General features: G+C 62.8%; 15 protein-coding genes and 1 pseudogene. 10 read left to right on the top strand and 6 right to left on the bottom strand.

Annotation, left to right across the window (positions count from 1 at the left end; genetic code table 11):
• Positions 1-94: 94 nt before the first annotated feature.
• Positions 95-394: a DUF1236 domain-containing protein gene (locus NKH23_RS18125; RefSeq protein ID WP_352482452.1), complete on the top strand. Its 300-nt coding sequence runs from the start codon at positions 95-97 to the stop codon at positions 392-394.
• A 137-nt stretch (positions 395-531) separates the two neighbouring features.
• Here NKH23_RS18125 and NKH23_RS18120 read toward each other — a convergent pair whose 3' ends face one another.
• Positions 532-1,098 carry a hypothetical protein gene (locus tag NKH23_RS18120; protein WP_353035119.1) on the bottom strand — a complete coding sequence of 189 codons (567 nt, stop codon included), beginning with the start codon at positions 1,096-1,098 and terminating at the stop codon, positions 532-534.
• Positions 1,099-1,159: 61 nt separating this feature from the next.
• Between NKH23_RS18120 and NKH23_RS18115 the strand changes: the two genes are divergently transcribed.
• Positions 1,160-1,504, top strand: coding sequence for a hypothetical protein (locus tag NKH23_RS18115; RefSeq protein WP_254820014.1), 345 nt, complete (start codon positions 1,160-1,162; stop codon positions 1,502-1,504).
• A gap of 63 nt (positions 1,505-1,567) precedes the next feature.
• Here NKH23_RS18115 and ggt read toward each other — a convergent pair whose 3' ends face one another.
• The 3 genes from ggt to NKH23_RS18100 all read right to left on the bottom strand — a co-directional run bounded on the left by ggt (position 1,568) and on the right by NKH23_RS18100 (position 7,103).
• Positions 1,568-3,304, bottom strand: coding sequence for a gamma-glutamyltransferase (ggt, locus tag NKH23_RS18110; RefSeq protein ID WP_353025694.1), 1,737 nt, complete (start codon positions 3,302-3,304; stop codon positions 1,568-1,570).
• A 282-nt stretch (positions 3,305-3,586) separates the two neighbouring features.
• Complete coding sequence (rhaI, locus tag NKH23_RS18105) at positions 3,587-4,879, bottom strand: L-rhamnose catabolism isomerase (protein WP_353025692.1); 1,293 nt, start codon at positions 4,877-4,879, stop codon at positions 3,587-3,589.
• Positions 4,880-5,000: 121 nt separating this feature from the next.
• The gene (locus NKH23_RS18100; RefSeq protein WP_353025690.1) at positions 5,001-7,103 is read right to left on the bottom strand and encodes a bifunctional rhamnulose-1-phosphate aldolase/short-chain dehydrogenase; all 2,103 of its coding nucleotides are present in this window, start codon (positions 7,101-7,103) and stop codon (positions 5,001-5,003) included.
• Positions 7,104-7,290: 187 nt separating this feature from the next.
• Between NKH23_RS18100 and NKH23_RS18095 the strand changes: the two genes are divergently transcribed.
• The 7 genes and pseudogenes from NKH23_RS18095 to NKH23_RS18065 all read left to right on the top strand — a co-directional run bounded on the left by NKH23_RS18095 (position 7,291) and on the right by NKH23_RS18065 (position 14,431).
• Positions 7,291-8,100 carry a DeoR/GlpR family DNA-binding transcription regulator gene (locus tag NKH23_RS18095; RefSeq protein WP_292660987.1) on the top strand — a complete coding sequence of 270 codons (810 nt, stop codon included), beginning with the start codon at positions 7,291-7,293 and terminating at the stop codon, positions 8,098-8,100.
• Between the two features lie 54 nt (positions 8,101-8,154).
• Entirely contained in the window at positions 8,155-9,150 is a 996-nt protein-coding gene (gene rhaS, locus NKH23_RS18090) for a rhamnose ABC transporter substrate-binding protein (protein WP_292660985.1), read from the top strand.
• An 83-nt stretch (positions 9,151-9,233) separates the two neighbouring features.
• Positions 9,234-10,775, top strand: a complete 1,542-nt coding sequence (locus NKH23_RS18085; RefSeq protein ID WP_353025685.1) for a sugar ABC transporter ATP-binding protein — start codon at positions 9,234-9,236, stop codon at positions 10,773-10,775.
• Positions 10,772-11,749, top strand: coding sequence for an ABC transporter permease (locus NKH23_RS18080; protein WP_352977907.1), 978 nt, complete (start codon positions 10,772-10,774; stop codon positions 11,747-11,749). Before NKH23_RS18085 ends, NKH23_RS18080 begins: the two co-directional genes overlap by 4 nt.
• Positions 11,746-12,747, top strand: coding sequence for an ABC transporter permease (locus NKH23_RS18075; protein ID WP_353025683.1), 1,002 nt, complete (start codon positions 11,746-11,748; stop codon positions 12,745-12,747). The genes NKH23_RS18080 and NKH23_RS18075 overlap by 4 nt, the downstream gene beginning before the upstream one ends.
• Positions 12,747-13,064: pseudogene (locus NKH23_RS18070) on the top strand (L-rhamnose mutarotase). The gene NKH23_RS18075 and the pseudogene NKH23_RS18070 overlap by 1 nt, the downstream one beginning before the upstream one ends.
• The gene (locus tag NKH23_RS18065; protein ID WP_353025681.1) at positions 13,061-14,431 is read left to right on the top strand and encodes an FGGY-family carbohydrate kinase; all 1,371 of its coding nucleotides are present in this window, start codon (positions 13,061-13,063) and stop codon (positions 14,429-14,431) included. Before NKH23_RS18070 ends, NKH23_RS18065 begins: the two are co-directional and overlap by 4 nt.
• Before the next feature lie 312 nt (positions 14,432-14,743).
• Here the strand turns inward: NKH23_RS18065 and NKH23_RS18060 are convergent, their stop codons facing one another.
• Positions 14,744-15,994: a D-amino acid dehydrogenase gene (locus NKH23_RS18060; RefSeq protein WP_353025677.1), complete on the bottom strand. Its 1,251-nt coding sequence runs from the start codon at positions 15,992-15,994 to the stop codon at positions 14,744-14,746.
• Between the two features lie 43 nt (positions 15,995-16,037).
• A complete protein-coding gene (gene galE, locus NKH23_RS18055) occupies positions 16,038-17,033 on the bottom strand; it encodes a UDP-glucose 4-epimerase GalE (RefSeq protein ID WP_352715644.1) in 996 nt (331 codons plus the stop codon).
• Between the two features lie 265 nt (positions 17,034-17,298).
• Here galE and hemA point away from each other — a divergent pair, with 265 nt between their 5' ends.
• Entirely contained in the window at positions 17,299-18,576 is a 1,278-nt protein-coding gene (hemA, locus tag NKH23_RS18050; protein ID WP_352715646.1) for a 5-aminolevulinate synthase, read from the top strand.
• The last annotated feature ends 31 nt before the right edge of the window (positions 18,577-18,607 follow it).

Genomic DNA, 18,607 nt, shown 5'->3' with positions numbered 1-18,607 from the left:
GGACCGAAGCCCCGTCGACGGAACGTTTTCAGCTGCCTTCCGTTCGAGTGAGCCTTGGCGCGACGAGCGGACCGAGTTCGCAAAGGAGACGACTATGAGAATGCATTTTTCCACCGCGGTGGCGGGACTGTTGCTGCTGGCAGGCGTCGGCGCCGCTGCGGCGCAAGACGTTGTCATCGAGCCGGAGCAGGAAACGGTCATTAAGGAGTATGTGAAGAAGCAGCCGCTGGCCTCGGTGAAAATCCCTGGGGTGGAGCTCAATATCGGCTCGACGCTCCCTGACACCGTCGAGCTTCATGAGGTCCCGAGCGTCAAATATCGTTATGTCGTGATTGACAACCGCACCGTTGTCGTCGACCCAGGCACGCGCAAGATCGTCAAGGTCATCGAGTGACGTGAAAGCTCGGGCAGCCATCGCCCGCCGCTCAGAAATGAGCGGCGGGTGACGTTTGCGTTAGGCGGTTCCCCGGCGTCTTCGCTCGGCAGGAACCCCGCCGTACGGTGGAGGGCCGGGGGGCCTCACAGGCAGTTTCAATGCGAACAATCAGCAGACTTTTCGATTCCCTTGACCAGGCGGCGCGAGCCGTCGAAACACTTCAGGTGGCAGGAATTGCGCGCCACCAGATCAGTGTCATCGGACCCTACGATGACGAACTCGGCACCGTCTTGCGCGGTCCAGGCAGCGGTGCCGCCCTTGGGGCGGCGGCGGGTTTGTTGGCCGGCCTCGGCGCCTTTGATATCCCAGGTATCGATCCCCTCGGCGCGGGATGGCTGGCATCGGCCCTCGTCGGTGCAGCCTTGGGCTGCGTTGCCGGCAGACTTTTCGGCACATTGTCCGATATCGGCAAGCAGCCAGGCAAGCCGGATGCCGCACAAGGTGTGATCCTGGTGCTGGCGCATGTCGATGAAAGGCAGGCCGACACCGCACAGGCGGTGCTTGGGGCTTCCGTTCAGGCGACGCAGTCTTTGGCCAGGGCGGCTTGAAGATTCAGCTCGGGCAAAGCGCTTGAGCAGGCCGCGCAGCGGGGCGATCAAAGCGCAAATCCAAAAATCTCTGGCAAGCCGCCGCCAGAAAGTGTTGAACACCGTGCCGATCACATTCGGCGAGCGGTTGCGCTCGGCGAGGCTTGATGATTTGCTGTTGGTTTGCGGAGAACGAATGATGCATGAGCCTGTCGGTCAAGACGAATATGGGTCGACCAGCCCGTTCGATCCGGACGATCTGTCGAGGTTGAACGCGATCGGCCCGAGCGCCGGCAGCAACGATTTCGAAAAATACGCAGTTGCCGTGATCATCGTGTTCGGCGCCCTGATCATCGGTGGCCTGATGGCTGCCGGCTTGAGCTTCGGGCGCCGCAGCACCTTCTTTTTCGCGCTTGGCGGCGCCACCGCGGCATGGATATCCGGCAATGCGCTTCTGCTGGACCGGCCGCGCATCTACGCCCTGTTCGTCGGCATCGCGGCGCTGATGCTGATAGCGTCCACGATCGCGCTGGTCACCTGATTCAGAGCGAAATCTTCTTGTTGACCATGATCTTATCCGAAAACCGGTTCCCACTTTTGGGGTCTAATACCCGATAGCCTTGCCGGATGCGGCGCGGCTGTCGATGGCGCCATTGTAGCGGGCGCCGCCACCCTTCTCGATTTCCGCCAGGCTCTTGCCGCCGACCAGGATGCCGGCCGCCTGGCCCCAGGTCGTGTCGGCAAGATCGAGGCGGTAGCCCATGCCGGTAAGCAGCTTTTCGGTATCGGGCGACAGGCCAAACGGTTCGATATAGACCGTGTCGGGCAACCATTGGTGATGGATGCGCGGCGCGTCGATCGCCTCCTGGATGTTCATGCCGTGGTCGACGACGTTGACGATCGCCTCCAGCGTAATGGTGATGATGCGTGAACCGCCGGGGCTGCCGATGACCATGAACGGCTTGCCGTCTTTGGCGAGGATGGTCGGGCTCATCGACGACAGCGGCGTCTTTTTCGGCGCAATCGCATTCGCCTCGCCCTGGACCAGGCCATAGAGATTGGGCACTCCGGGTTTCTGGGTGAAATCGTCCATCTCGTTGTTGAGCAGGATGCCGGTGCCGGCGGCGACAACGCCGGCGCCGAAAGAGCCGTTCAGCGTGTAGGTTACCGCGACGGCGTTGCCATCATTGTCGATGATCGAATAATGCGTTGTCTCGCTGCTCTCGCCAAAGCCCTTCGGCATCAGTTCCTGCGACACGCCGGCCCGGAACGGATCGATCTTTTCGCGGATTTCCCTAGCGTAATTCTTGTCGAGCAGTTTTGCGACCGGATTGTCGACGAAGCCGGGGTCGCCGAGCGCCGAATTGCGGTCGACATAGGCGTGGCGCATCGCCTCGACCATGACGTGAACCGTCTCGGCCGAACCCGCGCCGAGATAGGACAGCGGATAGAACTCAAGCACGTTGAGGATCTCGCAGATGATGACGCCGCCGGAGCTCGGCGGCGGCGAGGAAATGATCTCGTAGCCGCGATAATTGCAGGTCGCCGGCTTGAGCTCGCGCACCGCGTAGTTTTCGAAATCAGCCTTGGCCAGAATGCCGCCCTTCTCGCCGCTCGCCTTGACGATGGCGTCGGCGATCGCGCCTTTGTAGAAGGCATCCGCCCCGCGTTCGGAAATGGCGGCAAGCGAAGCCGCGAGATCGGGCTGAACGAGGCGCTCGCCGAAGGCATAAGGCTTGCCGTCCGGCTTGAGGAAAATGGCTGCCGCCGATTGGTCCCTCGCCAACCGCTCCGCGCCGCCCTGGAGCGAGGCCGCATCGCCCTGCTCCAGCAGGAAGCCTTCCTTGGCAAAGCGGATGGCCGGCGCCAGCAAATCCTGCCGCGTCAGCGTGCCGTATTTCTCCCGCGCCAATTCGAAACCAGCGACCGAGCCCGGCACGCCGACCGCCAGATAGCCGTCGAGGCTGGCGCCCTTCACCGGCTTGCCGTCCTTGTCGAGATACATGGTTTTGGTCGCGGCCAGCGGCGCGCGCTCGCGGAAATCGAGGAAGGTCGAGCGGCCGTCCTTGAAGCGGATGGTCATGAAGCCGCCGCCGCCGATATTGCCGGCGGTCGGATAGACCACGGCCAGCGCATAGCCGACGGCGACCGCGGCATCGACGGCATTGCCGCCCTTCTTCAGCACCTCGACGCCGACTTCCGAGGCCAGATGCTGGGCGCTCACCACCATGCCGTGCTCGCCCCTCGCCGGCTGCGGCGAGGCGGCAAAGGCGAGGAACGGGACGAAGGTCAGGGTGAGGGAAAGGCTGACAGCGATTAGGGTTCGGCGGGTGTGGTGCATGGCCGTTCTCCGGGCTTGGGATAGGCCTAGGAAACGCGCTTGGCGGGGTTGAGTCTACTGACATTAATGGGAAGATACGGCGAGGCTTCGCGCCTCCGGCTAAGCTGCCGATCTCCGCCTTGCGGGGAGATCGGATTTCGGCTTTGGTTTTCGCCAACATTCAACGCTGACAGGCAATTTTGTTCTTGCTTTGTGCCGGCAGCTATGCTACTAATCTGGCTGTGGTGCTAATTGGCTCCAACGACCGCCCTTCGTGGCGGGTTTTCAATTTTCACCCCAGCTTCAAACAATCCCGCCGCCGACGCTTGCCACCGCCGGCCGTTCCGCTGCGACCTTCGCCCGGTAGCCGGCGGCGCGGTAGGCGGCGACCGGATCGATGGCGCCGCCGGTCTTGAGCCGTGCCATGGCGAGGATCGGCTCGACGTCGGTACGATAGGCTGTCTTCAGCGTCTGCGTCGCCATCAGCGCGTCATTGGCGTCCTGGAAGCCCTCGAGCGCCTTGCGGTCGACCAGCAGCGCCTGGGCATAGGCGCGCTGCACCTCTATCGCCGACAGCATCAGGCTTTCGATCGGATCGGTTACGTTGTGGCTCTGGTCGAGCATGTGGGCCGGATCGAACCCCTCGGCACCGGCAAGCTCGGCATCGACCAGCTCATTGAAGACCAGGAACAGCCGGTATGGATCGATCGAGCCCGCGTCGAGGTCGTCGTCGCCATATTTCGAATCGTTGAAATGGAAGCCGCCGAGCTTCTTGAACTGGATCAGCCGCGACACGATCATCTCGATATTGACGTTGGGGGCGTGATGGCCGAGGTCGACCAGGCAGAACGCCTTGTCGCCAAGCTCTTTGGCGATGATGTAGTTGGTGCCCCAATCCTGCACGACGGTCGAATAGAAGGCCGGCTCGTACATCTTGTGCTCGGTGAACAGATTCCAGTCGTCCGGCAGCCCGGCATAGATCTCCTTCATCGCGTCGAGATAGCGCTCGAACGACTTGGCGAAATTGACCTGGCCGGGAAAATTCGAGCCGTCGCCGATCCACACCGTCAGCGCTTTCGAGCCCAGCGTCCTGCCGATCTCGATGCATTCGAGATTGTGCTCGACCGCCTGCCGGCGTGTTGCTGCATCGGCATGCGACAGCGAGCCGAACTTATAGGAAAGTCTTTGGTCCCTGGCGTCGGAGAAGGTGTTGGAGTTGATGGCGTCGAAGCCAAGGCCGAAGCGGGAGGCCGCCTGCTTCAGCCGGTTCGGATCGGCCTTGTCCCAGGGAATGTGCAGCGAGACGCTCGGCGTCGCCTGCGTCAATTGCCGGATGACGGCGCAGTCCTCGATCTTGTCGAAAATGTCGCGCGGCTCGCCGGCGCCGGGAAAGCGGGCAAAGCGGGTGCCGCCGGTGCCGACGCCCCAGGACGGGATGGCGACGGCGAATTTCTCGACCTTGTCGCGGATTGCATCGATGGCGATGCCGCGGCGGTCGAGGCGCTCGCCGAGAGACTCGTAGTCGCGTTTGAGGTCGGCATCGCGCGCGGCATTGTGCCTGTCCACGAGGTCGGCGGAGATGATGGTTTCGGACATGGTTCCTCCCAAATGCGTTCGGTTGGCGCTGCCCCTCATCCGCCTGCCGGCGCCTTCTCCCCGTATAGTGACGGGGAGAAGGGTAAAGGTCCGGCGTCGGCGCCAACCCTCAAATGACTGCTTATCGCGTAAGACTCTGCGCGTTGCCGGCGTCGACGTTGATGATGTTGCCGGTCGATTTTGCCGACATGTCGGAGGCGAAGAAATAGATCGCCTCGGCGATGTCTTCGGGGAACACCGAGCGCTTCAGCATCGAACGCGAGCGGTAGTGCTCTTCGAGATCATCGGTCGACATCTTGTAGGCGGCGGCGCGCTGTTCCTTCCACTCGCCGGTCCAGATCTTCGAGCCGCGCAGCACGGCGTCGGGATTGACGACATTGACCCTGATCTGCGCTTCCGCGCCTTCCAGCGCCAGGCAGCGTGCCAGATGGATTTCGGCTGCCTTGGCCGTGCAATAGGCGGCGGCGTTTGGCGATGCGGCAAGCCCGTTCTTGGAGGCGACGAAGACGACGTTGCCGCCGATCTTCTGCGCCCGAAACAGCCGGAACGCCTCCCGCGAAACCAGGAAATAGCCGGTCGACAGGATGTCCATGTTCTTGTTCCACAGCGCCAGCGTGGTGTCCTCGATCGGCGCCGACGTTGCCAGACCGGCATTCGACACGAGGATATCGATGCCGCCGAATTCGACCGCCGTTTCGGCAAAACCGGAGATCACCTGATCCTCGGACGTGACGTTGATGACGACGGGCCGCACGAAATCCTTGCCGTAGGCTTTCGCCAGTTCGTCATTGGCGCTGGCGAGGGCTGCTTCGTCGATATCGGCCAGCACGACGCAGGCGCCCTCGCGCAACAGCCGGTTGGCGGTCGCCCGGCCGATGCCGCCGGCGCCGCCAGTGACCAGCGCGATCTGGCCGGCAAGGGCCTTTGGTTTGGGTAGGCGCTGCAGCTTTGCCTCTTCGAGCAGCCAGTATTCGATGTCGAAGGCTTCCTGGTCGGGCAGGCCGACATAGGTCGAGACCGTCGAGGCACCGCGCATGACGTTGATGGCATTGACGTAGAATTCGCCCGAAATGCGCGCCGTCGCCTTGTCGCCGGCGAAGGTGAACATGCCGACGCCGGGCATCAGATAGACGACGGCGTTGGGATCGCGCACCGGCGGCGAATCCGCGTGCTTGCAGCGGTCATAATAAGCCTGATAGCCGACGCGATACTCCGCCACATCGTCGGCAAGACGGGCAATGACGGCATCGACGTCCGGATTGTTGGGATCGAACTCGATGACCAGCGGCCGGATCTTGGTGCGCAGGAAGTGGTCCGGGCAGGATGTGCCGAGTGCCGCCAGCGGCCGCAAATCCCTGGAATTGACGAATTCGAGCACCGCAGGAGAATCATCGAAATGACCGAGCTTGTGGCTTTTCTCCGAGATCAAGCCGCGGATCCTCGGCATCAGTCTTGCGGCCACGGCGCGACGCGCCGGCGCATCGAGCGATTTGACGACTTCGCCGCCGAAGATCGGCTTGCCCTGGCTCTTGCGCTCGAACCAGTCGATCGCCTGGTTGATCACCGAGATCGTCGTCTCGTAGCATTCCTTCGGCGTGTCGCCCCAGCTGAACAGGCCATGGCTGGCCAGCACGACACCCTTGGCCTCGGGGTTCTCGAGGCAGAATTTCTCCAGCCACAGGCCTAGCTCGAAGCCTGGCCGTTTCCATGGCAGCCAGCCGATCGTGTCGCCGAAGATCTCCTTGGTCAGCGCCTGCGAATCCTTGGCGGCGGCAATGGCGATGATGGCATCGGGGTGCATATGATCGACATAAGGCTTCGGCACGAAGGCATGCAGCGGCGTGTCGATGGAAGCCGCGCGCGGGTTGAGGTTGAAGGTGCAATGGGGCAGATAGCCGACCATCTCGTCCTCATGTTCGAGGCCGCGATAGAGACCTTTCAGCGCGCGCAATTTGTCCATGTAGAGCGTGGCGAAGCCGTCGAGCTTGATCGAGGCGCTGTCGCCGCCCGAGCCCTTGACCCACAGCACTTCCACGCTCTCGCCGGTGAGCGGATCCTTTTGCCAGATCTTGGAGGAGGTGTTGCCGCCGCCATAATTGGTGACGCGCTTGTCGGAGCCAAGGACGTTCGAGCGATAGACCAGACGTTCGGGCTCGCTCATTGCTTGCGCTTTTGCGTCATCCCAAAGATTGGCGAGGCGCGTGCCGGAGCGCTTGTCGAGCATAGATATCCTCCCTTTGGGACACGCAAACGGCGCGGGTCCCTTTTGTGCGAATTTCTACGCAAGCGGCCGTCTTGTCAATCACAAACAATCAACATCAATCATATTGCGCTGCACAATGAAATTATCTGATCGGAAATGATTGACACTGCGCGCTTTGGGTGCCTAGATGCTCAGGCAGGGAGGAACCATGCACGAGAAAGAGCGCCACAGGATCATTCTGTCCGCCGTCCAGGAAAAGCCTGTGGTGACGGTGCAGGAGATGGTCGACCTGACGGAGTCGTCCGAGGCGACAATCCGGCGCGACATCGCGGCATTGCACGTGCAAAAGCGCCTGCGCCGGGTGCGCGGCGGCGCCGAGGCGCTCTCGCCGCCGCAATTCATCGGCCTTGCCGGCCGGCCCTTTTCCGTCAACGAGACCATCAACGCTTCGCAGAAGCGGGCAATCGCGCGGGAAGCCGTGGAACTCTGCAAGGACGGCGAGCCGATTATCATCAATGGCGGCACCACCACCTTCCAGATGGTACATTTCCTGACCGGCCGCCGCATGCCGATCTTCACCAATTCCTTCCCGATCGCCGAGCACTTGCTCAGGCACTCCAAGAACACGGTGATGCTGTCGGGCGGCACCATCTACCGCGAGCAGAACATCATCCTGTCGCCGTTCGACAATGACGTGACGCGCAATTTCTACGCGCGCCGCATGTTCATGGGCGCTCAGGGGCTGGGGCCGCTGGGTCTTATGGAAGGCGACCCGCTGCTGATCCAGGCCGAGCAGAAGCTGATCGACCAGGCGGACGAGTTGGTGGTGCTGGTCGATTCCTCGAAGTTCCGCAAGCGCTCCAGCCTGATCCTGTGCGGCCTGTCGCGCATCGCCACGGTGATCACCGACGACGGCATCGAGGATCGCGAGGCCAAGATGCTGGAGACCGCCGGCGTGACGCTGATCGTCGCCCGCACAACGCTGGGCAATAAGGAAGAATCTTCGCTGCAGGCCTGAGAAACCTCACGCCCGCAGCGGCGATGGAATGCAACGCTCAAGGGAGGATATTCGATGAGCTTTCTGAAGAAATTGATGGTTACGGCGGCGTTCTCCGCCGCCATGTTCGTGAATGCCGCCTACGCCGAAAACGTCAAGATCGCGCTGGTGGTGAAGTCGCTCGGCAACGGCTTCTTCGACGCCGCCAACAAGGGCGCCGAAGAGGCGGCCAAGGAGCTCGGCGATGTCGACATCATCTACACCGGCCCGACCAAGGCGACCGCCGAAGCGCAGATCGAAGTGGTCAATTCGCTGATCGCACAGAAGGTCAACGCCATCGCCATTTCGGCGAACGACGCCGACGCGCTGGTGCCGGTGCTGAAGAAGGCAATGGAGCGCGGCATTACCGTCATCTCGTGGGATTCAGGCGTCGCGCCGGAAGGACGCCAGCTTCACCTCAACCCCTCCGACACCAACCTGATCGGCGAGACCATCATCAAGCTTGCCGCCGACTACCTGCCGGAAGGCGGCGATGTTGCCATCCTGTCGGCTTCTTCGACCGCGACCAACCAGAATGCCTGGATCGACGCGGCCAAGAAGGTGCTGCCGGAGAAGTTCCCCAAGATCAAGCTCGTCGCCACCGTCTATGGCGACGACGACTCGGCCAAGAGCACGGACGAGGCCAAGGGTCTTTTGAAGTCCTATCCGAACCTCAAGGCGATCATCGCACCGACCACGGTCGGCGTCGTTGCCGCCGCGCAGGTGGTGACCGATGAAGGCCTGATCGGCAAGGTCAACGTCACCGGCCTGGCGCTGCCGTCGGAGTTCAAGAAGTTCATCGACAATGGCGCCAGCCAAGCGGTTGCGCTGTGGAACCCGATCGATCTCGGCTACTCCGCCGTCTACCTCGCCCATGACCTGGCGGTGAAGAAGGAAGAGGCGAAGCCCGGCGCGACGCTGTCGATCGGCCGTGTCGGCAAAGTCACGCTCGATGACACCAACTCGGCCGCGATGGCTCCGCCCTTCCAGTTCGACAAGTCGAACATCGAAAAGTTCTCCAAGATCTATTGATCCTGGAGCCTTCGAACTGGTGCGGCGGGGCTCAGGTCCCGCCGCGCTTTCAAACGAACCTTGTTTCAGGGCTTGATACGATTATGGACACGACAGCCCAACACGAAGTGGCGAATGAAGCGCCTTTGTCACCCGGACCGCGCCTAACGCTGTCCGGCATCTCGAAAAGCTTTCCCGGCGTGCGCGCGCTGCACGATGTCGGCCTGTCGCTCTATCCCGGCCAGGTAACCGCGCTGATCGGCGAAAACGGCGCCGGCAAGTCGACGCTGGTCAAGATCATGACCGGCATCTACCAGCCTGATGCTGGCACGATCAGCATCGACGGCCAGCCGGTCACACTGCCCAGCGCCCACGCCGCGTTCGGGCATGGCATCACCGCCATCCACCAGGAAACCGTGCTGTTCGACGACCTGACGGTGGCCGAAAACATCTTCCTCGGCCATGCGCCGCGCACGCGTTTCAAAACCATCGACTGGCGCACCATGCGCAAGAACGCCCGCGAGGTGCTGGACACGATGCGTGCCGGGCACATCGACGCCGATGCGCGGCTGAAGGACCTCGGCATCGCCAACAAGCATCTCGTCGCCGTCGCCCGCGCCATGTCGATTGATGCCCAAATCGTCATTATGGACGAGCCGACCGCAGCGCTATCGCTGAAGGAGATCGAAGAGCTCTTCTTGCTGATCGAATTCCTGAAGAGCGAAGGCAAAGCGATCCTGTTCATCAGCCACAAGTTCGACGAGATCTACCGCATCGCCGACCGCTATACGGTGTTCCGCGACGGCGAGATGGTCGGCGAAGGCCTGATTAGGGATGCCGGCCAGAGCCAGATCGTGCGCATGATGGTCGGCCGCGCCGTCGATCATATCTTTCCGCAGCGCAAGGCCGAGATCGGCGCGCCGGTGCTCACTGTCTCCGGCCTGTCGCATCCGACCGAGTTCGACGACATAGGCTTCGAGCTGCACAGGGGCGAAATCCTCGGCTTCTACGGCCTTGTCGGCGCCGGGCGCAGCGAGGTGATGCAGGCGATATCAGGCATCACCCGCACCAGCGGAGGCACAATCACGCTGGAAGGCAAGGCGATCGCGCCGAGATCGGCGGCCGATTCGATCAATGCCGGCATCGTCTACGTGCCGGAGGAGCGCGGCAAGCAAGGTGTGGTGATCGGCCTGCCGATCTTCCAGAATGTCTCGCTGCCCTCGCTCAAGCGTACCTCCAAGTCCGGCATGTTGCGGCTGGCGGAGGAGTTTGCCCTGGCCCGCGCCTACACCGAGCGGCTCGACCTGCGCGCCTCCTCGCTCAGCCAGGACGTCGGCACGCTGTCGGGCGGCAACCAGCAGAAGATCGTCATCGCCAAATGGCTGGCGACCGCGCCCAAGGTGATCATCTTGGACGAGCCGACCAAGGGCATCGACATCGGCTCGAAGGCGGCCGTGCACGGCTTCATGGCCGAGCTCGTCGCGCAAGGTCTGTCGGTGATCATGGTGTCGTCCGAATTGCCGGAAATCCTCGGCATGTCCGACCGCGTCGTCGTCATGCGCGAGGGCCGCATTGCCGCGGTCTACGACAATATGGGGCTCGACGCCGAAACCTTGGTCAAGACGGCAGCGGGGATCGCGGCATGAAGGCTTTTCTCAGATATCGCGAGGTCTGGCTGCTGGCGGCAATCGTCGTGCTGATCGGGCTGATCTCAACGCGTTTTCCAGGTTTTGCCGATCCGGCCAATCTGCGCCAGGTGTTCAACGACACGTCGATCCTGATGATCCTGGCGCTCGGCCAGATGGTCGTCATCCTGACCCGCTCGATCGACCTGTCGATGGCTTCCAATCTCTGCTTCACCGGCATGGTGGTGGCGATGCTGAACGCCGCGCATCCGGCAATCCCGATCCCGCTGCTGATCGTCATCGCACTTCTGGTCGGCCTGGTGCTCGGCGCTATCAACGGCCTGCTGGTATGGCGGCTGAACATTCCCTCGATCGTGGTTACGCTCGGCACGCTCACCATCTACCGCGGCGCCACCTTTGTCATATCAGGCGGCGCCTGGGTCAATGCCGACCAGATGAGCGCTGATTTCATCGGCCTGCAGCGCGCGGCGTTCCTCGGTATTCCGGTGCTGTCGTGGATCGCCCTGCTGGTCATTGCATTGTTTTTCCTCGTGATGACGCGCAGCGCGCTCGGCCGCTCGATCTATGCCATCGGCGTCAACCCGACCGCATCGGTCTATGCCGGCATCGATGTCGGCCGGACCAAGTTCATCGTCTTCTGCATTTCGGGGATGATCGGCGGCCTCTGCGGTTATCTCTGGATTTCGCGCTACGTCATCGCCTCGGTCGAGGTCGCCAATGGCTATGAGCTCAACATCATCGCCGCCTGCGTCATCGGCGGCATTTCGATTGCCGGCGGCATCGGCTCGGTCGGCGGCGCGGTGCTCGGTGCGCTGTTCCTTGGCATCATCTCCAACGCGCTGCCGGTCATCAACATCTCGCCCTTCTGGCAAATGGCGATTTCAGGCAGCGCCATCATCCTGGCCGTAGTGCTCAACGCACGCGGCGAACGCCGGCAAGGCCGCATCATTCTCAAGAAGGCGGAAGCGGCATGACCGACACCCCTGCCACACGCCACATTCCCGATCGGCTCGACAAGCCTTTCACTGCGGCGATTTTCTCATGGGAGGCGCTGCTAATCGCGGTGGCCATCGCTATCTTTGCCGTGAACAGCTTTGCCTCGCCCTATTTCCTCGACGCGTGGTCGCTGTCGGACCTGACTTTCAACTTCACGGAAAAGGCGCTGATCGCGCTGGCCATGGCGCTGCTGATCATCTCCGGCGAAATCGACCTGTCGGTCGCCGCCATCATTGCGCTGGCGTCAACGATGATGGGCATGGCGGTGCAGGCCGGCGCCGGCACTCCGGTGCTGGTGGCAATCGGCCTCGTCGTCGGGCTCGGCTGCGGCGCATTCAACGGCCTGCTCGTCACCAGGCTCGGCTTGCCGTCGATCGTCGTCACAATCGGCACGATGAGCCTGTTTCGCGGCATTGCCTTCATCATCCTGGGCGACCGTGCCTATAAGGGCTACCCCGCGAGTTTCGCCTTCTTCGGCCAGGGCTATGTTTGGTGGGTCGTGTCGTTCGAACTGACGCTGTTCCTGATCGCGGCAGTTATCTACTGGTTCCTTCTGCACCGCACGAGCTTCGGCCGCCGGGTCTTTGCCATCGGCAACAACCCGGTCGCGGCGCGGTTTTCCGGCGTACGCGTAGGCCGCATCAAATTCATCCTGTTTTGCCTGACCGGACTGATGGCGGGCATCGCCTCGGTGCTGATCACATCGCGGCTCGGCTCGACCCGGCCGTCTATCGCGCAGGGCTACGAGCTCGAAGTCATTACCATGGTGGTGCTCGGCGGCGTCAGCATCCTGGGCGGCGCCGGCAGCATTTTGGGCGTGGTGCTGGCGGCCTTTATCATGGGACTGGTGACCTTCGGCCTCGGCCTGCTCAATGTGCCCGGGATCGTCATGTCGATCTTCATCGGCCTGCTGCTGATCATCGTCATCGCGCTGCCGATCCTGTGGCGGCGCGTGCGGCGGGAGCGCTTTGCCTGATGCCGGAGAAATACGCGTTCAAGATGAAGCTCAATCCCGGCATGAAGGCCGAGTACAAGAGGCGCCACGACGACATCTGGCCGTCACTCGTCGCGTTGCTAAAACAGGCTGGTATCTCCGATTACTCGATCCATCTCGACGAGGAGACCAACATACTGTTCGGCGTGCTGTGGCGACGCGATGACCACGGTATGGACGAATTGCCGAAGCATCCGGTGATGCAGCGCTGATGGGCCGAGATGGCCGACATCATGGAAACCAAGCCGAACAACGAGCCGGTGGCGGTGCCGCTGGAAACAATGTTCCATATGGAATGACCCGCTACGTCGCCGTTATCGATATCGGCAAGACCAACGCCAAGGTGGCGCTGGTCGATCTCGCCACATCGAGCGAAGTGGCCCTGCGCACGGTGGCGAACGAGCCGGTTCGGCAAGGCCAGTACCCGCACCATGACGTCGAGCGGTTATGGGCGTTTATCCTCGGCAGCCTGGCCGAGATCGATCGCGAGCAGCGCATCGATGCGATATCGATCACCACCCATGGCGCAACGGGCGTGCTGGTCGACGCATCAGGCGAGCTGGCGCTGCCGGTGCTCGACTACGAATTCGACGGGCCGGATGCCCTTGCCGGGGACTATGACACGATCCGTCCGGCATTCTTCGAGACCGGCACGCCACGCCTGCCGGCCGGCCTCAATCTCGGCGCGCAGCTGTTTTGGCAGCAGAAGCGCTTTCCGGCGGATTTCGCCAGAACCGCCGCGATGCTGATGTATCCGCAATACTGGGCCTTGCGCCTGACCGGCGTCGCCGCCAGCGAGGTGACTTCGCTCGGCTGCCACACCGATCTGTGGAACCCGTGGAAAGCGGATTTTTCCTCACTGGTCGACCGGCTGCAATGGCGCCGGCTAATGGCGCCGGTGCGGCAGGCCAAGGACCGCTTGGGCCCGATCCTGCCCGCTCTCGCGCGGCAAACCGGCCTCGACCCGCAAACGCCGGTGTTTTGCGGCCTGCACGATTCCAACGCCTCGCTGCTGCCGCATCTCCTGTCCGACAAGCCGCCCTTCTCCGTCGTCTCGACCGGCACCTGGGTGGTGTCGATGGCGGTAGGTGGCAGCAAGGTCACGCTCGATCCTGCACGCGACACGTTGGTCAATGTCAACGCGCTCGGCGATCCCGTGCCCTCGGCGCGCTTCATGGGCGGCCGCGAGTTTTCCGTGCTGACCGAGGGCCAATCGGAGAACTGGACGGACGACGATGTTGCCACGGTGCTGGCGCGGAAGACGTCCCTGTTGCCCTCGACCCAACAGGGTTCGGGGCCGTTTCCACATCATACCGCATCATGGGTTAACGCGGACGGTATGAGCGCCGGCCAGCGCTTTGTCGCCATCTCGTTCTACCTGGCGCTGATGACCGCGACCTGCCTCGACCTGATCGGCGGCGAGGGGTCAACCATCGTCGAAGGACCCTTCGCCCGCAACCGGCAGTTCACCCGCATGCTGGCTGCGGCGACGGCGCGCGCCGTCATTGCCTCCGAGGCCGCGACAGGCACCAGCATCGGCGCCGCCTTGCTGGCGTCGGATGGCGCTGCGGCAAAGAACCATGGCGAGCGGACTGACCCGCCGGCCGATCCGGCGTGGCTCGATTATGTTCGGGCATGGCGCACCATGATCGATCCGTGCGATTGAGAGTGGGCGAGGACGACAATCGACGGGCAATCCGCCATGGCAGCTTCAAAGCCGGACACAAGAACTATCGTATGTGGGCACGTCCTTCGGGCGGAGAGATCGATAAAATTGGCCATTCGCCATTTCGACGGCGAGTGGCAGCTAACATGCGGGGAGTATGATCATCCCGCTAACTGTTCTGATTTCCAAGTTGTCGGCTTCGGACATCTTGCTGCCAGGCAAGACAACCTAGCGCAGGTTGTCGAACTTGAACCCGGCTGGCTCGCGGAATGGGTCGTGGGCGAGTGGATACTGGATCGACATGACGATTGATCAATTCCCGTAAAGCAATCCTTGCGGATCGATCTCCGGCTTGCGGCCGGCAACCACGTCGGCGAGGAACTTTCCCGAGCCGCAGGCCATGGTCCAGCCGAGATGGCCGTGGCCGGTGTCGAGGTAGAGATTGTCGTACCGCGCCCGGCCGATGACCGGCACGGAGTTCGGCATCATCGGGCGAAGTCCAGCCCAGAGCTCGGCCTTGCTCTCGTCGAAGGTGCCGGGGAACAGGTCCTTGCCGGTGTTCAGGATCGAGTTGAAATCGCGCGGCTTGAACGTGCGGTCGAAACCGGTGAACTCCGCCGTCGAGGACATCCGCAGCCGATTTCCCAGCCTGGAATAGCCGATCAGCCGGTCCTCGTCGGCGCCGCCCATGATCGGCCCCTTGCTTTCATCTTCTAGCGGAACGGTCACGGTATAGCCCTTCACGGGATAGACGGGCAGGTCGATGCCGTAGCGGCGGCCGAGCAGACCGCTCTCCGGCCCCATCGAGATGACCACCGCATCGCCGGCCACGGGGCCGGCCGAGGTCATCACCGCGCGCACGCGGCCGCCGTCGATGTCGAGGCCTTCGACAGTGGTGCCGTAGAGAAACTGGACGCCGAGTTTCTCGGCGGCATAGGTAGCGAGGCCCTGCGTGAATTGGCTGGAGTCGCCGGTCTGGTCGATCAGCGAATAGACGCCGCCGGCAATCTTGTCCTTGGCGCCGGCGAGGCCTGGCTCGAGCTCGACCAGCCGATCGCGGCCGACGATCTCGATCGGCAGGCCGTGTTCGCCGAGATAGCGGTAATTGTCGGTGCCGGTATCAAAGCTCTGCTGCGAGCGGAAGAAATACAGAATCCCCTTCTTGCGCTCGTCATAATGGATGCCGGTTTCGGCGGAGACGGCGTTGATGCAGTCGCGCGAATAGAGCGCCAGACGCAGCTTGACGTCGGTGTTGGCGCGCATGCGCTTATGCGTGCACTGGCGCAGGAAGCGCAGGCTCCAGGCGAAAAAATACGGATCGAAGCGCAGCCGCACCTTGATGCCGAGATCGTGGTTGTAGAGGCCGCGCAGGAACGTTTTAAGTGCGGCGGGCGAGGCCCAGGCGGTGGCATCGCCAGGAGACACCAGGCCAGCATTCGACCGGCTGGTGCCGCGCGCCGCCGCCGGATGGCGCTCGATCACCGTCACCTCATGGCCGTCGCTGGCCAGACAATAGGCCGCCGCCGTGCCGACGACGCCGGCTCCAAGCACCAGGATTTTCATTCCGCCCCCAGCGCGCTGAACGAGTCCTTGCGGAGAGGCCATATCACCCCAGAGCCGAATTCTTGCTGGTCAGGATGCGCTCCCAGGCAAGCGCATCGGCAACGATCTGGTCGAGGTTGTCGCGCTGCGGAACCCAGCCGAGTTCGCCGCGCGCCAGCTCCGAATTGGCGACCACCGCGGCGGCGTCGCCGGCGCGGCGATCGCCCATCCGTACCTCGAAATCATGGCCGAAGACGCGGCGTACGCTGTCGATGACCTCGAGCACCGAATAGCCGTGGCTGTAGCCGCAATTGGCGACCAGGCTCGATCCGCCGGCACGCAGCCGCTGCAGCGCCAGCCGATGCGCCGCCGCCAGGTCGCTGACATGGATATAGTCGCGCATGCAGGTGCCGTCCGGCGTCGGATAGTCGGTGCCGAACACCTGCATGAAGGGGCGCTTGCCGAGCGCCGTCTCGCAAGCGACCTTGATCAAATGCGTGGCACCGGGCGTCGACTGGCCGGTGCGGCCCTTCGGGTCGGCGCCGGCGACGTTGAAATAGCGCAGCGCCGTATAGCGCAACCCATGGGCAATTGCCGCGTCGCGCAGCATCCATTCGCTCATCAGCTTGGACAGGCCGTACGGCGATTCCGGCGCAAGCCGGGCATCCTCGCGCACCGGCTCCAGGCCCGCGCCGCCATAGACGGCGGCGGTCGAGGAAAAGATGAAATTGGGCACGCCTTCGCGCACCGCGGTCTCGATCAAGGTGCGTGTCTTGCAGGTGTTGTTCTCGTAATAGGCAAGCGGGTCGGCGACCGATTCGGGGACCACGATCGAGCCGGCGAAATGGATGATCGCGTCGACCTTATTGTCGCGAATGATCGAGGCGACCAGTTCCCTGTCGGCGACGTCGCCGACGACGAGCTTTGCTTCCGGAGCCACCGCCCATTCAAAGCCGGTCGAAAGCCGGTCGAGGACGACGACGCTGTCACCCGTGTCCAGCAATTCCCAGACCATATGGCTACCGATATAGCCGGCACCGCCTGTCACCAAAACCGTCATCCGCATCCTCGCTATTCATGATTTATCGGCACTGTCTCAATCGTCGCCTTACTGGAAAACCTGCCGCCAAGCCATTAGAACCTGCGGTAACCGGTCTCATCGGCGCGTGGCATTGTCCTGAAACAAGATTGATCCACATCAAGGGAATAGGCCACGTTCCGTGGTCGTTAGGAACAGGCTCGGGGCGTGGCATTTTGACCAAAAAGGCCAGGTGGACGACGAATGGGCCAATGACTATGATCCCGCGCAAAACTGGGAAGGCGACATGAACTATCAGCGGTTTTTCGAGGAAGCGATCGACCAGCTCCATGCAGAGCGTCGCTACCGCGTCTTCGCCGACCTTGAGCGTATCGTAGGGAAATTCCCGCGCGCCATCTGGCGCGCCAATGGCCGCGCCGAGGAAATTACCGTCTGGTGCTCCAACGACTATCTCGGCATGGGCCAGCATCCGGACGTCATTGCCGCGTTCCAGAAGGCGGCAGGCAAGATGGGGTCGGGGGCTGGCGGCACCCGCAACATTTCCGGCACCAGCAACCCGCTGGTCGAGCTCGAACTGGAGCTGGCCGACCTGCACGACAAGGAAGCCGCACTGGTTTTCACCTCCGGCTTCGTTTCCAACGAGGCGTCGATCTCGACCATTGCAAAGCTGCTTCCCAATTGCCTGATCATCTCGGACGAGCTCAACCACGCTTCGATGATCGAAGGCGTGCGGCGCTCGGGCGCCGAGAAGAAGATTTTCCGCCATAACGACGTCGCGCATCTCGAAAGCCTGCTGCAGACGGCCGGCCGCGAGCGCGCCAAGCTGATCGTCTTCGAGAGCGTTTATTCGATGGACGGCGACATCGCGCCGATCAAGCAGATCGTCGATCTCGCCGAGCGCTACAACGCCATGACCTACATCGACGAGGTCCACGCCGTCGGCATGTACGGGCCGCGCGGCGGCGGCATCACCGAGCGCGAAGGGCTGGCCGACCGCATCGACATCATCGAGGGCACACTGGCCAAGGCGTTCGGCACGCTTGGCGGCTACATCGCCGGCAACACTGCGGTGATCGACGCGGTGCGCTCCTATGCGCCGGGCTTCATCTTCACCACGGCGTTGCCGCCGGCGATCGCTGCCGCGGCAACCACCTCGATCCGCCATCTCAAGCGCTCGCAGGCCGAGCGCGATGCGCAGCTGCGTCAGGCAACACGGACCAAGCAAGTGCTGGCCGCGGCCGGCCTGCCGGTGATGGAGTCGCCTACCCACATCGTGCCGCTTCTGGTCGGCGATCCCGAGCTCTGCAAGATGGCCAGCGACCGCCTGCTCGGTGTGCACGGCATCTACATCCAGCCGATCAACTACCCGACAGTGCCGCGCGGCACCGAGCGGCTGCGCATCACGCCGACACCGTTCCATTCGGACGCGCTGATCGCCTCTCTGCAGGACGCGCTGGTCGAGACATGGGACGCGTTGGGGATTTCCTACGGTTCGGCGGGCCGACCGTCGGTCGCCAAGAGCGACCGCGTCATTCCGTTGCTGGTGCCAAAGTCGGGCGGGTAACTCCGCCGCCACGGGCATCATTGCGGTAGCC

It is taken from the genome of Mesorhizobium sp. M1328 (assembly GCF_040318075.1).
Taxonomy (GTDB): domain Bacteria; phylum Pseudomonadota; class Alphaproteobacteria; order Rhizobiales; family Rhizobiaceae; genus Mesorhizobium.
Note: the sequence above shows the minus strand (reverse complement) of the source record. Positions and strands in the feature narration are given on the sequence as shown.

What these genes read in the sequence shown, in the direction of transcription:
- NKH23_RS18095 (WP_292660987.1), top strand. Translation starts at nt 7,291, where the DNA reads ATGCACGAGAAAGAGCGCCACAGGATCATTCTGTCCGCCGTCCAGGAA.
- ggt (WP_353025694.1), bottom strand. Translation starts at nt 3,304, where the DNA reads ATGCACCACACCCGCCGAACCCTAATCGCTGTCAGCCTTTCCCTCACC.
- NKH23_RS18100 (WP_353025690.1), bottom strand. Translation starts at nt 7,103, where the DNA reads ATGCTCGACAAGCGCTCCGGCACGCGCCTCGCCAATCTTTGGGATGAC.
- rhaI (WP_353025692.1), bottom strand. Translation starts at nt 4,879, where the DNA reads ATGTCCGAAACCATCATCTCCGCCGACCTCGTGGACAGGCACAATGCC.
- hemA (WP_352715646.1), top strand. Translation starts at nt 17,299, where the DNA reads ATGAACTATCAGCGGTTTTTCGAGGAAGCGATCGACCAGCTCCATGCA.
- NKH23_RS18075 (WP_353025683.1), top strand. Translation starts at nt 11,746, where the DNA reads ATGACCGACACCCCTGCCACACGCCACATTCCCGATCGGCTCGACAAG.
- NKH23_RS18085 (WP_353025685.1), top strand. Translation starts at nt 9,234, where the DNA reads ATGGACACGACAGCCCAACACGAAGTGGCGAATGAAGCGCCTTTGTCA.
- NKH23_RS18115 (WP_254820014.1), top strand. Translation starts at nt 1,160, where the DNA reads ATGATGCATGAGCCTGTCGGTCAAGACGAATATGGGTCGACCAGCCCG.
- NKH23_RS18060 (WP_353025677.1), bottom strand. Translation starts at nt 15,994, where the DNA reads ATGAAAATCCTGGTGCTTGGAGCCGGCGTCGTCGGCACGGCGGCGGCC.
- rhaS (WP_292660985.1), top strand. Translation starts at nt 8,155, where the DNA reads ATGAGCTTTCTGAAGAAATTGATGGTTACGGCGGCGTTCTCCGCCGCC.
- NKH23_RS18125 (WP_352482452.1), top strand. Translation starts at nt 95, where the DNA reads ATGAGAATGCATTTTTCCACCGCGGTGGCGGGACTGTTGCTGCTGGCA.
- NKH23_RS18080 (WP_352977907.1), top strand. Translation starts at nt 10,772, where the DNA reads ATGAAGGCTTTTCTCAGATATCGCGAGGTCTGGCTGCTGGCGGCAATC.
- galE (WP_352715644.1), bottom strand. Translation starts at nt 17,033, where the DNA reads ATGACGGTTTTGGTGACAGGCGGTGCCGGCTATATCGGTAGCCATATG.
- NKH23_RS18065 (WP_353025681.1), top strand. Translation starts at nt 13,061, where the DNA reads ATGACCCGCTACGTCGCCGTTATCGATATCGGCAAGACCAACGCCAAG.